A 13866-nucleotide genomic window follows, 5' to 3' on the forward strand; every position below is an offset into this window, starting at 1 on the left:
CCACCCTATCGAGCCTAGCTTCCCCGCGCCATGAACCGTGCCATGAACGAAGAACCTGTCGATACCGATGCCGAAAGCCTGCATGCGGAGCGGGCGCGGGAGGGAGACGAAGCCCTGGGCCGCGCCCTCGCGCTCGTCCGCTTCCTCCGCGTGCACTGTCCCTGGGACGCGAAGCAGACCCCGGAGACGCTGCGCCCCTACCTCCTCGAGGAGGCCCACGAAGTCGCCGACGCGATCCGGAGCCACGACGACGAGGGCCTCGCGGGCGAACTCGGCGATCTGCTCCTCAACGTGGCCTTCCAGATCGTCCTCGCCGAGGAGCGCGGCGCCTTCGGGGCCGCCGGCGTCGTCGAGGCGCTCGAGGCGAAGATGGAAGCGAGGCACCCGCACGTGTACGGCGATGCGGAGGCGCCGCCGGACTGGGAGTCGCTGAAGGCCGCGGAGCGCCAGGCCAGGACCGAGGCGAGGGGCGAGCCGGAATCCGCGGAGTCCGCGGGGACGGACCCCTTCGCCGGGGTCTCCGCGGGGCTGGATCCGCTCAGCCGTGCCGCGCGGGTTCAGGAGCGGATGGCGGCGCTCGGCTTCGACTGGCCCGACCTGGCGGGGCCCCTGGAGAAGGTGCGGGAGGAGGCGGCCGAACTCGAGCGCGCCGCCCGTACGGCGGACGCCTCCCCGCGGCCGCGCCGCATCGGAGAGGCGGGGGCCCGCGTCGTCGACGAGGTCGGGGACCTCCTGTTCTCGGTCGTGAACGTGTCCCGGCTCGCCGGAGCCCATCCCGCCAACGCCCTTCTGGGCGCGATCGAGAAATTCGAGCGCCGCTGCCGGCGCATGATCGAGGTCGCGGAGGCGCGCGGCATCGCGTGGCGGAGCGCCGACCTCGAGACGCTGGACGCGGTGTGGGACGAGATCAAGGCCGAGGAGTAACGCGGCCGATCCACTCGTAGATGTTGCACACGACCCGGCCCGACTCCGTTTCGACCGGGATGAGAATCCTGCGGTAGGACGCTCCCTCGAACGCATCCAGCCGCCCCCAGGCCTCGGGCAGCGCGAGACTCTCGAACACCTTCACGGCCACGCGAGCGCCCGAAACCCGGGGCACGAAGCCGGGATAGCCCTGCCGCGCCGCCCACCCGCGGTCGATGAGCGCGCCTTCGACCGTTCCCGGGACCCATCTCCCCACCAGCGTCGCCACGTGATGGTGGTTGTCTTCCCCGGGAAGAAGCGATCCGTACGCGGCGAGGCGCCGCTCCGGGTGGTCGAGGAGTTCTTCCATGAGCCGGTCGAGGACCGGCTCGAGATAGCGGCGCAGCTCCGTCACGGCGTCCCCCGCGCCTTCCCCGCTCAGGAGGGCCTCGAGTTCGGCGAGGGAGGCGGCGCCCGCGGGACCGCGATCCCCCCCCGGCAGCGTCGCCACGAGCGTCTCGAATCCCTCCAGGAGGCCACCGACGCGGGCCGGACTGTACACCGGATCCCGTCGCGCGGCGTTGATGCGGGAGAGCGCGTCGAGCAGCCGGGCCGGATCGTCTACCGGACCGGGCTCGTCGCCCGAAGTCACGGACCGCCCTCCGCCCGCGCGCCCAGAAAGTCCCGGATCGCCGGCCAGAACCGCGCCGGCTGCTCGATGAAGGGGAAGTGCCCCGAGCCCGCGATGCGCGCGAGACGGCTGTCCGGCAGGGCCTCGTTCATCGCCTCCACCATCTCGACCGGGATCGGGTCCTCGGCGCCGTGCACGATGAGCACGGGGACGGCGACGTCCCCGAGACGGTCCCAGAAGTCGAGCCCCCGCAGCGGCGCCATGAGGAGCGCCGCGACCTGTTGACCCTGGCGCGCCGTCCGCTCGTGGAGTGAGAGGCGCAGCAGGCTGTCCGCCACGCCCGTGTCGGCGAAGGTGCCGCGGAAGACGTGGAAGAAGAGCCGGTTCATGGCCGCCGTGTCCCGGGCCGCGAACGCCGGCGTCCGCTGGATCGAATCGAGCGCCGCCACATCCCCCGAATCCCGCCGCGCGAGCTGGTTCCCGTCCGTCTGATCCCGGAACCGGCTGCCCGGCTCCACCGGCGAGACGAGGATGAGGCCCGTGAGCCGCTCCGGCCGCTCAAGCGCGTACAGGAGCGCGGGGATCGCGCCCCAGGAATGCGCGAGCAGCGTGAACTGCTCCTCTCCCGCGACGCCCTCCCGGATGCGGTCGATGTCCGTCAGGTAGCGCTCCATGGAGATGCTCGTCGCGTCGAGCACCGCGTTCGAGGCGCCGAGCCCTCGCTGGTCGTAGAAGATGACCTGGTGCGTCTCGGCCAACGGTCCCAGCCAGGGGCGGAGATACGAGTGGTCGAGCCCCGGGCCCCCGTTCACGACGACGACCGGGTCCCCGAGGCCGACCTTCTGATAGAAGAGTTCCGCCTGGTAGACCGAGAGCGACCCGGCCAGGGTGGGCGGCCCCGACGCCGGAGCCGGGGGTTCACACCCCGCAGCGAGGGCGGACAGCGAGAGGAGCCCCGCCGCCGTCCGCGATCTCCTCACGGCCCGGCCGTCAGAATTCCCAGGCCACCGCATCGCCGAGCGCGAGCGGCCCGCCCTCGAGCACCATGCCGTAGGCGCCGCCGCGCCAGTCCGGCGCCAGCGCCGCCTTCAGCCCCGCGGCCGCGGCCTCCATGCGCTCGCAGGGGAGCGTCTCGCCGCGGATCCTGATGCGGCAGCCGGCGATCCGCAGGACCCGGTCCGCCGTGTCGCGGAAATCGACGCCCCGGACCAGCAGGTTCGCCCGGCGGGCATCCGGGCTGAGCTCGACGCCTACCTCGCGCGTCGCGACCTCCCAGGCGCCCGCGTCGAGCAGCGTCACCTGCCGATAGCCGCCGCGATCGGCGTTGGCCTCCAGCCCCTGCCCCGCCACGAGAGTAGCCTCCGACACCGGCCGCATCGGACTGAGTTTCTCCGACTTGAGCCAGATCGCCTCCAGCCGTGCCCCGCCGGACTCAGCCATCATTCACCTCCACGGGGGTCACCTCCAGAGCCGAGATATGCAAATTGAGGCCGTGGTTCACCCGCAGGCCCACGACGCCGTCCACGTGCTGCCCGTCGCGACCCACCCGAAACACCTCCTGATCGTTCACGCCGAAGATCAGATCGTCCCCCGCCGCCGCGACGTAGAGGACGTTCTTCGCCGTCGCCGCGCCCTCGCCGCGCGCCGCCCAGGTCACGACCGCATCGTGCTTCGTCCACGGGAGCAGCGTGGATGTCTCCCCGCCATCCCGGCGCTTCACGATCACGCTCCCGTCCTGGCGGAGGAGGAGGTAGGTGTAGGCCTGGCCGTCGCCCTCGAGGTCGGTGCCCCCGAAGAAGACGCCGAACCCCTCGTTCCGCCCCTCCGGGTCGAACAGGAACACCGTGGACTCGACGCGAAAGTCGCCGCTCGCCGTCGTCTCGGGATGGTAGAAGATGCCCGCCGGCCCCGTCGTGATGTGCCAGCCGGGCGGCATCTCCCGCACCGCGTCCATTCCGTCGCCCCCGTGGTCCGTACGGGCGAGCCAACCCTCCGGCGGCGGGAGCCTGTCTTCCTGCGCGGCGGCGGCGAGCGGCATGACCAGACCCGGGACAACGAGGAACCAGCCCGCGCGCGCGAGTCGCATCTCCCGGACGCGCAGTTTCGGGACCGACAGCATGTTCGGCACTACTCCGGTTTCAGGGAATCGGCGCCCATCGCGGCGGCGGCATGATCGTCTTCGGCGGGATGATAGTCACTCCGGCGGCGACTCGCAGGATTCGCAGCGCGTGAGCCTCAGCGAGACCACCTCGGGCGGCACCAGGAAGCGGACGCCGAGCCGGCTCGTCCCCACCCCCGTGGTCACGAACAGGTGCCGTCCGTCCTCGACCACGTGACCCGCCGCGTAACGGGCGCCGAAGCGGGAGGGGGTAATCCCGGGACCGACGAAGGGGATGATGACCTGGCCGCCGTGCGTGTGCCCGGCGAGCGTCAGCGAGACACGCGCCGGCACCTCGGGGAAGAGATCCGGGTTATGCGTGAACAGGATCACCGGCTCGCCGGCGCCCGCGCCCTCGAGTGCGTCGTCGATCGAGGGATGACCCGTCCAGTAGTCGGCCACGCCCGCGATCCAGGTGTCGTGCCCCCGCACGCGCACGCGCTGCCCTCGGTTGTCGAGCACCGTGATCCCGACGCCGGTCAGCGCCTCCTCAACCCGCCCGGCCGACAGCCACCGATCGTGGTTCCCGAGCACCGCGAACACGCCGTAGCGCGCGTCCAGCGCGGCGAGGTCCTCGGCGATCTCCTCGGGCGGGACGAAGCCGCCCCCGAGCACGTTGTCGATCGTCAGGTCCCCCGCGATGAGCACCAGATCCGGAAGAGTCTCGTTCACGCGCCGGACCGCGCGCCGGAGCTTCTCGCGGCCGTTTCTGGGGGATCCGACGTGAAGATCGGCGATGAGCGCGATGTGCGTCTCCTCGCCCTCCGGCCACCCCGGCACCTCGAGTTCGATCTCGTTCAGGACGAGCCGTCCGGGTTCCCACCAGAAGGCCCACGCAGCGAGCACGGCCGCGGTCGCGAGGAGGAAGAGGAGCATCCAGCCCGTCCAGCCGGGTCGGAATCGCCGGGCCGCTATGGTCCGCCGTCCCCGGGCTCGCCCTCGCGCTCTGTCTCACGCTCCGTCTCGTCCTCCGTATCCTCGGGGGCGGTCCAGAACTCCGCCGACTCCGGCGTGGCGGCGGCGAGTTCGCGGCCGTAGAGCGCCGCGTTGAAGAGGATGCGGAAGTTCCCGAACGGCTGCCCGCGCCACTGCGGCCGCATGCCGAGCAGCACGACCCGTCCCGCCCCGTGCGCCACGTCGACCGCCGCCGCGTAGCCCGCGAGATGTTCGGCTCCCAGCAGATATCCCGACAGGAGCGGTGAACCTTCCGCCTCGTATTTCGCCATCACGCGTCCCTCGAATCCTTCCTCGGTCGTGAACACCGGACTCTGTCCGACGACGACAGAGGCCCGCTGCGGCATCCCCGACATCACGGGGTGCGACGGGTCGACGATCATCTCGAGGATCGAGCCGCTCTGGAAGTAATCCTGCCGGCTCAACTCGGCGACGACGTTGCGCACGGGCAGATGCAGTTCCTCGATCGCGAACAGCGAGCTGCGGTTGAGCGTGACGAGCGTGCCCCCGTCCCGCACGAAGGCGTCGAGTGCCCGTACGCCCTCCGGACCGATGCCGCCCGCGTAACGCGGCGGCACCGAGCCCTTCGCGAACCCGTTGAGGATCTGCCCCTGCGACAGGTCCGCCATGAGGATCACGTCGTACCGGCCGGCAAGGTCACCGGCGAGGACGTCCGCGTTGCGGAGGCTGGTGAAGTCGAACCCGTAGCGCTCGAGCACCCAGCGCGTCCAGCCTTCGTCGAGGCTCGCGTTCCAGGGGCGGTAGAGCCCGATCCGCGGCTGGCGCAGGCTCGCGCCGCCGCCGCCCCGCGACGCCTGCAGTCCGAGATCGCGGACGACCCCCGTCTCTCCCGGGAGCCCGGAAATCGCGTAGCGGCCGCCGCTCCCCGGCTCGCCGCCCGCACCCGGCTCGCCGGGCAGGTACGAGACCCGGGCGCCGGCCGCCCACGCCCGGTTGAGCGCCTTGAAGGCGTTGTTCTGGGCCGGCTCGACGACGAGCGCCGATCCACCGCCCGTGATCCGGCCCTCCCGGGGCGTGATCGCCGCCGCCACGGGGTGCGAGTCGAGCCCGACCCCGATCGGCGAGTCGAAGGGCGACGCGTCCTCCACCTCCGCGTCCCACGCGAGCGCCTCGCCGGACAGCGGCTGCAGCGCATCCCGCAGCTCCGGGCCGAGCGGCGCCGCGGCCTCGATCACCCGCACCCCCATCTGCAGCGGGAGCGTCCACCCGGAGACGTCGTACGGCTGGTCGGGCGGACCCTCCGGGTACTCGCGCAGGTCCGGATAGTCCTGGATGACGAACAACTGGCGGACGAAGTTGGCGAACTCCTGGTCCATGCGGATGACCCACGTCCCCGCCGGATGGTCCAGGCCCTGGTGGCTCACCGCCCGCTCGAGCTGGTCAATCTCGATCCCGTTGAAGGCGAGCCGGCGCAGGAGTTCAACCGCCGCCACGGGATCCCGCTGCGCCTGCGGCACGAAGTACGCGTAGGGCGGCCCCTCCTCGTACTCGGCGATGATGTCCCGGCCCGCCTGGTAGCGGTTGTAGAGGAGGTCCGTCCGGTACTTCGCCGCCACGTCGAGCACCGAGACCGGGGCCGTGAGCATGTAGTCGACGGCGTCCCGCAGCCGCCACCACCCGCCCTCCCACGGACTGGAGTAGAGCGACTCCGGCCGCAGGTCCCGCTCCGAGGGCGGGAAGTCCCCGATCGTATGGAACCCCGGCGTCGCGTACCGGTACAGCGCCGTCTCGGTGAGGAACGAGACGACGTTGTGGAAGTTGTGCGCGTGGTCCATGAACCCCGGATACCAGTTGTCGAATCCGGTGCCCATGTGCGTCGCGCCGCGCTGGCCCCGCTCCTCGAGCGCCTGCGACATCGCCATCCCGATCAGGTTCACCATGCGCCACATGAGCGGATGCACGTGCGGCGAGATCGGCTCGGCGAAGGGCGGAATCCAGATCCGGGTCGGGAAGGGCGAACTCTGGTGGTGGTTGTAGAGGATGTGCGGCTCCCACTCGCGCGCCACGCGGGTCGTGTACCGGGACTCGATCTGGTTGATCATGTAGCCGTCCCGGTTGTTGTCGTGCCCGATGTACTTCTGATAGAGGAAGGGGGCGGGCGCGACCTCGTACGGCGTCCCCACGTTCGAGTGATACCAGTCCGCGATGAGCGTCTGCCCGTCCGGGTTGATCGAGGGCCAGAGGAGGAGGATGACGTTGTCGAGAATCGCGGCCATCTCCGGATCCGCGTCTCCCGTCACCAGATCGTACGCGAGTTGAATCGTGTGCTGCGCGTGGGCAACCTCCGATGCGTGCAGCCCGCCGTCGATCCAGACCAGTGCCCTCCCTTCGGCGGCAAGCCGCCGCGCTTCCTCGTCGGTGAGGCCGCGGGGATGCGCGAGCCGCTGCGCGATCTCCCGGTGCCGGTCGAGGCTTGCGAGGTTCTCCGCGCTCGAAATCAGCGCCAGGTAGACCGGTCGCCCGAAGGATGAACGCCCCACCTCGCGCAGCTCAAGACGGTCGCTCGCGGCGGCCAGGCGCTCGAAGTACTCGATCGATGTCTCGTAGGTCGCGAGCCGGAAATCCGCCCCGACGGCGTGCCCCAGGACGGACTCCGGCGTCGGCGCCGAACCCGGCATCTGGGCCTCGGCCGGGCCGGCCCCGACCCCGAGCGCGAGGGCACCGGCCATCGCCAGCGCCCGTGTCGTCATCGTCCGCCTCGTCATCTCCCGCCTCCCTCCGCGTCGATCCACGCGTCGACCTGCCCCTCCAGCACGACCATCGGCACGGACCCGTTCCGCAGCACCACGTCGTGGAAGCCCCGGATGTCGAACCCGTCGCCGAGCGCACCCTCGGCCCGGGCCCGCAACTCGAGCAGCTTGCGCTTCCCCATCTGATAGGCGAGCGCCTGCCCCGGCAGATCCGTCGAATAGCGCAGCGATTCCGTCGCGATCCGGGTCTCGGATTCGAGCGTGTTCTCGCGCATGAATTGCCGCGCCTCCGCCCGGGTCATCCCGAAGTAGTTCATTCCCGGATCCACCACGAGCCGGGTCGCGAGGAAGCTCTCCAGGATGTAGAAGCCGTACTCGCCGTACAGGTCCTCGTACACGCCCGCCTCGAATCCGAGAAAGGACGCGTAGGAGCCCCACCCCTCCGCGTACGCGGTGTAGGAGGTGTTGCGCCGGTAGTCCGGCAGCGTCTCGCTCTCGCGCTGGCCCGCGATCTGGAAGTGGTGGCCGGAAATCAGCTCGTGCAGCGAGATCGACGCGAGCCCGAGCCAGCTTCGCTGGTCCAGGCTCGATCCGTTGTAGTAGTAGATGCCGGTCCGTTCGGCCGCCGAGGGGGCCGAGTAGTAGCCGTACGTCATCGCCGGCTCGAGTTCGGGCGCCAGCCGCCTCGCGTCCCACGGGGCTTCGGGGACGCCCCGGAAGTAGTCGTCGATGCGCTCGAGCATGCGGGTGGAGGCGGCGAGCAGCCGCTCGCGCACCTCCTCGTGGGAGGTCGGGAAGTAGCGCGGGTCGGTCTTCAGGTGCTCGTGGAACGACTCGGCGCTCCCCTCCCACCCCAGGCGATCGCGGATGTCCGCCATGCGACGGCGGAACTCGGCCAGCAGTTCATGCCCCGCCGCCTGCACCTCTTCCGGCGTCACCTCCATCGTCGTGTGGAGCCGGGCCAGATAGAGGTAGTAGTCGCGGCCTTCGGGATACTGCGAGAGACCGACCCCGGCGGGCGCGCGCGCTGTGTACGGCCCCTCGAGGAAGACGGCGAGTTCCTCGAGCGCGGGATTGATGGAGTCGCGCACCATGTCGCCGATGCGGGCCCTCGCTTCCGCCACGCGGTCGGGATCCAGTCCGGCGGCGCGATCCGCGGTTAGCGCGAACGGGCCGCCCTCCGCCTCCCCCGCCGTGGCGCGCACGAGCTGGATGGCGGGCGTCAGGTTCTGGCTCGAGACGATGAAGTCGCGCTCGAACTGTCCCCGCACGTAGCCCTCGAGGCCGCGCACGTGGGACGGGACCTGCTCGACAAGCGACACGAAACGGTCGAGGTCCTCTTCATCCTCCAGCGGGAGGAGGGGGAAGATCTGGCTGTAGCTGCGCAGAACGCTCGAATAGGGGGTGAGGACGCTCTGGAGCCAGAAGTAGCGGTGCCCCTCCACGACCATCGCAGCCTGCCAGCGGAGGGTCTCCAGCGTGACGCGCTCGTCGGCCGAGAGCGCCGCCGCATCGATGGCGAGGGCGCGGTCGAGTTGCCGCTGGAAGAAGGCGGCCCGATCCTCCGCCTCCTCGTAGCCGAGGTCGTTGAGCCGCTCCACGTCGAGCCCCTCCCGCAGGCGGATGATGGGGCTCGTCTCGAGATCGCGCGCCCAGGCGGAGTCGAGCAGCGCGTCCAGGAGCTCGGAGGCGCGTTCCGCGGCGGCGACCGGGTCTCCCGTCCCGGACCGCCCCTCTCCGGTAGACTCGTCGATAGGGGCGCCGCAAGCGGCCGCCCAAACGACCAGCCAGAGCGAGAAACCGAGTGGGTTCCGGAGGCGTACCACGTGGCTAACCGGCCAGCCGCGCGTGACCTGCACGCCAGTCCGCACCCAGATATGCGATGTAGCTGATGTCCAATTGGTCAACCATACGGAGCGCGTGATCGAGGAGAGCCCCTCGCGTCATCTGCTCGCCCCTTCCGGACCACCCGAGGACCAGTAGATCCACGCGCTCGTCGTGGTCCAGATTCTGAATCATCTGAAACAACTTCCGGTACGTCGGCGACGTCACGACAAGGTTCTCGACCAGGTTCCGGTGTTCCGGCTTCACGATCCGCAGTCCCTCCGTCGATTCCGCTGATTCCGCCGAGAAGATGTCCTCCAACACGCTGTCCCATGTAGCCGCGAAACGGTCCCACGCCTCGATCAATTCCGTGACCGTTTCCGGGCTGATGATCAGCCGAACGCCGGCAGCCTCGATCCGGGCCATCTCACTCCTGTCGCCGAGGGTGATGGCGGTCACGGAGGGGACCCATCGCGATACCATCTCCGCCAGCCGCCGATCCGCCGTGACCAGGATCGAGTCGGTCAGCCTCGCGCAGGCAATGTAGAAACAGTCGTACACCGAGTGTCCGGCCTTCAGAGCGATCTCCGCCGCATCCCGCACCAGTTCGGCGCCGGGGTGGAAAGCCACCGCCTCCGACAACCGAGCGATCTGGTCGATGAAGGGCTGCGCCGAGCGAATCTCTCCGGAGCGACTCTTCTTCCAGATCACGTTGGCGCACTCGGGCAGCATGAGGTCTGGGGCGCGCCGGTCGATTCGGGCCCCCGTCAACTTGAGAGCTTCGCGGCGCCCTTCCTCCGCAACGAACCATTTCACGGCGACGCTGGCGTCGACCGTGACTCTCACCGAACCCGGTCTTCCCTGACCAGGGCGGTACTGTCCGTCTGCCGGCTGCCGACCGTCGTCGCCGCCAACGCATCGGCCCGTGTGAAGAAATCGGCCGCCCGGCGAGGTCTCGACACCTCTCGCTTGAGCACATGACGGATTTCACCCTCGAGGGAACGTTCGTTTTCCCTCGCCTGCGCCTTCAGGCGGGCGATCACGCTGTCGTCGAGATTCCGTACAGTCAGGTTCCCCATTTGGCCTCTCCCGGTGTTCGCTACCAGCATAATGATGGCGCAGTGCAGGCATGTGGTCAAACTGCGTGGGAGCCCGGAGGGGTGCAGGGAAACGGCGCCGGCTTCTACATCTGCGGAAGATCTTCGTCCGGGTCCTCGTGGCGAGGTCCGAAGCGGACGAGCAGTCCGCCCACGAGCGAGGTGGCCAACCAGACCAGGAGCAGCGGCCCAATGATCTCCTCGGAGAAGAAGACATCCGTCGCGAGGGCGCCGATCACCGTGCCGAACCAGAGGGCGAAGTTCTGGAACTGGAAGTCGAGCTGGCGGCCGCGCTTCATGCTCTGTACCGCACGCAGCAGGAAGTAGATCACGCTGACGCCGACGCCCAGCGCCGCGCCCGTAATCTCGAGGGAGATGAGGAACCCGCAGGCCAGGCCGACCGCTCCGCCCGCGACGATGCGCCCGGCCGAGGGCGTGGCCGAGGTCCCGGGCCGAGCCTCCGCGACCGCCGGCACCGGCGGCTTCGGGGCGGGCACCTCCGCGGCGATGAATTCCGCGATCGCCGTTCTCGTCGCGCGCGGATCTATCCCCGCCTCGGAGGCGATGCGCTCCAATTCCTCGACGTTCAGCGTGTCGCCGCGGGCGTCGATTTCGGCCGCGCGCTGGAGAATGAGGGAGATCTGGGAAGTGGTGAGCTTCATCGGGGAGGCGGCTGCGGGGGGGTCAGTCATATGTCACGGCCTCGATCTGTGGGACGTCCTCCTCCGGCATCTCTTCCCTGGGTCCGAAGCGGACGAGGAGTCCGCCGGTGATTGCAGTGAGGATCCAGCACGGCACCATCAGCAAGAGGGCCTCCGCCCCAAGCGCGGCCGCAGTGATCAACCCCGCCACGAACCAGAGGGTGAAGTTCTGGAGCTGGAAATCGAGCTGGCTGCCGCGCTTCATGCCCTGCAGGGCGCGTAGTATGAGGTAGATCATCGTGCCGCCGGATGCCGCGATGGCGCCCCCTATCGAACTCGCGAAGAGGAATCCGAAGGCCACCCCGACCGCCCCGCCGGCGAGGATGCGTCCGGGAGAGGGAGTGGTCGGTTTGCCGGCGCGAGCCGTGGTGACCGCCGGAGGTCTGGACTCGGGGACGGGGGTGGGCATCTCCGCCGCGACCAGTTCCGCGATCGCCGTTCTGGTCGCCCGCGGATCGATCCCCGCCTCGCTCGCGATGCGCTCCAGTTCCTCGACGCTCATCGAGTCGCCGCGGGCGTCGATCTCGGCCGCGCGCTTCAGGACCAGCGACACCTGGGAGGCGGTGAGCGTCATCGGGGAGCCGCGGGCCGGCGGGTCGGTCATGATTCACGCCCTCCGCAAGGTCGTTCGGGATCTCGGTGGGGAAGCCGGCCACCCAACGGGGAGCTCAGGGCACCCCGCCCTGGAGGATGGTCGCCAGGCTGGGCGGATCCAGATTCCCCCCGGAGACAATGCAGACAATTTTGTCCCCCATGGCGGCCCCCGACAGGGCGGCCGCGACCGAGGAAGCGCCGGCCCCCTCGGCCACGACGCGGTTGCGGGTCGCGAGCCGCCGGATCGCTCGGGCGGTGTCCGCGAGCGTGATCTCGACCGAGCCGGCGAGGAGGTCCTCGGCCAGTTCCCACATGGCGGGTTCGACGTGCGGTCCCCCGATACCGTCCACGAAGGAGGGCGTGTAGGGGATCGAGACGGCCCGGCCGGCGCGTAGCGATTCCGCGAACGGGGCCTGGCCGACGACCTCCGAGGCGTACACGGGAACATCGGGCGCGAGGGCGCGCAGGCCGGCCGCGATGCCGCACGCCAGCCCGCCGCCCCCGAACGGCACGATGACGGCGTCCACGTTCGGGAGGTCCTCCACCAGCTCCAGCGCAATCGTGCCGTTGCCCGCCATCACGTCACGGTCCATGAACGCGTGCACGAAACGTCCCGTCATCCCCTCGAAACGCTGGGTGCGGAAGACCTCGAACCAGGAGGCGACGGAGGTCTTCACGGCGGTCGCGCCCAGTCGGGCGATCGCGTCCAGCTTGAGCCGCGGCGCCGTCTCCGGTACGACGACCGAGCACGGGACGCCGAGCCGCCGGGCGTTCCAGGCGACCCCCTGCGCCATGTTCCCCGCGCTCGCCGTCCACACGCCCGCCGTCAACTCCTCGGGCGGAATCAGACCGATCGCGTTCGCCGAGCCGCGGATCTTGAACGAGCCGATCGGCTGCAGGTTCTCCAGCTTGAGCCAGATCTCGGGCCCCTCGTCGACGCCGAGGCGGACGAGCGGGGAGCGGAGCGCCGCCGCGTAGACGCGCTCGCGCGCCGACTCGATTTCCGGCAGGCCGGGGGGCTTCACGCGCTGAGACCCGCGACCGCCCGGGGCAGGCTCGCCAGCGCCTCGATGAGGTCGGCGGCGAGATCCTCCGTGCCCTCCAGTCCGGTGGAGAAGCGGATGAGAGCGTCCCTGATGCCGGCCTTGGCCCGCTCCTCGGCGGACATGCCCGCGTGGATGGCGGCGGCGGGCCGTACGACGAGCGACTCCGGGCCGCCGAGACTGGCCGCGACCGTCGGGATCGTCAGCGCGGCGATGAAGGCCTCGGCCGCGTCGACCCCGCCCGCGAGTTCGAACGACATCATCCCGCCGAAGCCGTCGAACAGGCGCGCGGCACGCCCGTGCTGGGCGTGGCTCTCCAGCCCCGGATAGTGCACGACCGACACCGCGGGGTGGGCTTCGAGCAGCGCGGCCAGCCGCCCGGCCGACGCGTTCTGCTCACGGACCCGCACGCTCAGCGTCTTGAGCCCGCGCTCGAGCAGGAACGCCGCGTGCGGGTCGAGCGAGCCGCCCAAGTGGTCCTGCATCACCTTAACGCTGCGCACCAGGTCGGCCGACCCGGCCACGCTCCCGGCCACGATGTCGCTGTGCCCGTTCATGTATTTCGTGCAGCTCTCGAGCACGAGATCGAAGCCGAGTTCCGCCGGCCTGAAGTTGACCGGGCTCGCGAACGTGTTGTCGATCAGCGTCACCAGCCCGTGCTCGCGCGCGAAGGCCACCACCGCCTCGAGATCCGCGACCTGCACGAGCGGATTCGTGATCGTCTCCACATACATCGCCCGCGTGGTCGGGGTCAGTTGCGCGGCCCAGGTCGACGGGTCCTGCGGATCGATCACCGTATGCGTAACCCCGAACCGCGGCAGATCCTGCTGGAGGAAGCTCGCCGTGCCGCCGTACAGCGTGTCCTGCACCAGCACGTGATCCCCCGCCGACAGCACGGTGAGCAGCGACCCCGAGATCGCCGCCATCCCGCTCGCGAGGACGAGCGCGGCCTCCGTCCGCTCGAGCGCCGCGATGCGCGCCCCCAGCACGCGATGGTTCGGCGTCGTGCTGAGCCGGATATACCCGATGTCGTGGTAGTCCTCGCCGCGAAGCACATAGTTGGCCGTCTGGTAGATCGGCGTGACGATGGCCCCCTCGGGCCTCGGCTCCTGCTGCCCCGCGTGTACGGCGTCCGTGGAAGCCGTCCTTCCCGTCTTCTTCATCGCGTCCGTATCTCCCGCAGAGTTGTCAGTTCGGCCGGCCGGCTTCGCGTCGCGAAACGCCCGTCTTTACTGGGTTCTTCGGTCAGG

At 70.1% G+C, this 13866-nt stretch carries 14 protein-coding genes; 1 reads left to right on the plus strand and 13 read right to left on the minus strand.

Going from position 1 to position 13866, the window contains the following annotated elements; genetic code table 11:
- Positions 1–42 precede the first annotated feature (42 nt).
- On the plus strand, positions 43–924 hold the full coding sequence (gene mazG / locus ACOOHF_RS18470) for a nucleoside triphosphate pyrophosphohydrolase (protein WP_419936717.1): 882 nt from the start codon (positions 43–45) through the stop codon (positions 922–924).
- On the opposite strand, the gene ACOOHF_RS18475 is transcribed toward mazG, so the two are convergent.
- The 13 genes from ACOOHF_RS18475 to ACOOHF_RS18535 all read right to left on the minus strand — a co-directional run bounded on the left by ACOOHF_RS18475 (position 908) and on the right by ACOOHF_RS18535 (position 13779).
- The gene (locus ACOOHF_RS18475; protein ID WP_420462847.1) at positions 908–1555 is read right to left on the minus strand and encodes a gamma-glutamylcyclotransferase family protein; all 648 of its coding nucleotides are present in this window, start codon (positions 1553–1555) and stop codon (positions 908–910) included. The two genes, mazG and ACOOHF_RS18475, sit on opposite strands and share 17 nt — an antisense overlap.
- Entirely contained in the window at positions 1552–2514 is a 963-nt protein-coding gene (locus ACOOHF_RS18480; RefSeq protein ID WP_420462848.1) for an alpha/beta fold hydrolase, read from the minus strand. Before ACOOHF_RS18480 ends, ACOOHF_RS18475 begins: the two co-directional genes overlap by 4 nt.
- A 10-nt stretch (positions 2515–2524) precedes the next feature.
- Positions 2525–2974, minus strand: coding sequence for an MOSC domain-containing protein (locus ACOOHF_RS18485; RefSeq protein ID WP_420462849.1), 450 nt, complete (start codon positions 2972–2974; stop codon positions 2525–2527).
- Positions 2967–3653 carry a hypothetical protein gene (locus tag ACOOHF_RS18490; RefSeq protein WP_419936713.1) on the minus strand — a complete coding sequence of 229 codons (687 nt, stop codon included), beginning with the start codon at positions 3651–3653 and terminating at the stop codon, positions 2967–2969. The genes ACOOHF_RS18485 and ACOOHF_RS18490 overlap by 8 nt, the downstream gene beginning before the upstream one ends.
- A gap of 75 nt (positions 3654–3728) precedes the next feature.
- A complete protein-coding gene (locus ACOOHF_RS18495) occupies positions 3729–4568 on the minus strand; it encodes a metallophosphoesterase (RefSeq protein ID WP_419936712.1) in 840 nt (279 codons plus the stop codon).
- A 35-nt stretch (positions 4569–4603) separates the two neighbouring features.
- The gene (locus ACOOHF_RS18500; protein ID WP_420462850.1) at positions 4604–7372 is read right to left on the minus strand and encodes a M14 family zinc carboxypeptidase; all 2769 of its coding nucleotides are present in this window, start codon (positions 7370–7372) and stop codon (positions 4604–4606) included.
- A complete protein-coding gene (locus tag ACOOHF_RS18505) occupies positions 7369–9183 on the minus strand; it encodes a DUF885 domain-containing protein (protein ID WP_420462851.1) in 1815 nt (604 codons plus the stop codon). The genes ACOOHF_RS18500 and ACOOHF_RS18505 overlap by 4 nt, the downstream gene beginning before the upstream one ends.
- 4 nt (positions 9184–9187) lie before the next feature.
- Positions 9188–10027, minus strand: coding sequence for a type II toxin-antitoxin system VapC family toxin (locus ACOOHF_RS18510; RefSeq protein WP_420462852.1), 840 nt, complete (start codon positions 10025–10027; stop codon positions 9188–9190).
- Positions 10024–10260, minus strand: coding sequence for a FitA-like ribbon-helix-helix domain-containing protein (locus tag ACOOHF_RS18515; RefSeq protein ID WP_419936708.1), 237 nt, complete (start codon positions 10258–10260; stop codon positions 10024–10026). Before ACOOHF_RS18515 ends, ACOOHF_RS18510 begins: the two co-directional genes overlap by 4 nt.
- A 104-nt stretch (positions 10261–10364) precedes the next feature.
- Positions 10365–10970 carry a hypothetical protein gene (locus ACOOHF_RS18520; RefSeq protein WP_419936707.1) on the minus strand — a complete coding sequence of 202 codons (606 nt, stop codon included), beginning with the start codon at positions 10968–10970 and terminating at the stop codon, positions 10365–10367.
- Positions 10963–11583, minus strand: a complete 621-nt coding sequence (locus ACOOHF_RS18525; RefSeq protein ID WP_419936706.1) for a hypothetical protein — start codon at positions 11581–11583, stop codon at positions 10963–10965. Before ACOOHF_RS18525 ends, ACOOHF_RS18520 begins: the two co-directional genes overlap by 8 nt.
- Before the next feature lie 64 nt (positions 11584–11647).
- Positions 11648–12598: a threonine ammonia-lyase gene (locus ACOOHF_RS18530; protein WP_420462853.1), complete on the minus strand. Its 951-nt coding sequence runs from the start codon at positions 12596–12598 to the stop codon at positions 11648–11650.
- Positions 12595–13779 (minus strand): trans-sulfuration enzyme family protein, encoded by a 1185-nt coding sequence (locus ACOOHF_RS18535; protein ID WP_420462854.1) that lies wholly within the window; start codon positions 13777–13779, stop codon positions 12595–12597. Before ACOOHF_RS18535 ends, ACOOHF_RS18530 begins: the two co-directional genes overlap by 4 nt.
- Positions 13780–13866 lie beyond the last annotated feature (87 nt).

It is taken from the genome of Candidatus Palauibacter sp. (genome assembly GCF_965216145.1).
Taxonomy (GTDB): Bacteria; Gemmatimonadota; Gemmatimonadetes; order Palauibacterales; family Palauibacteraceae; genus Palauibacter.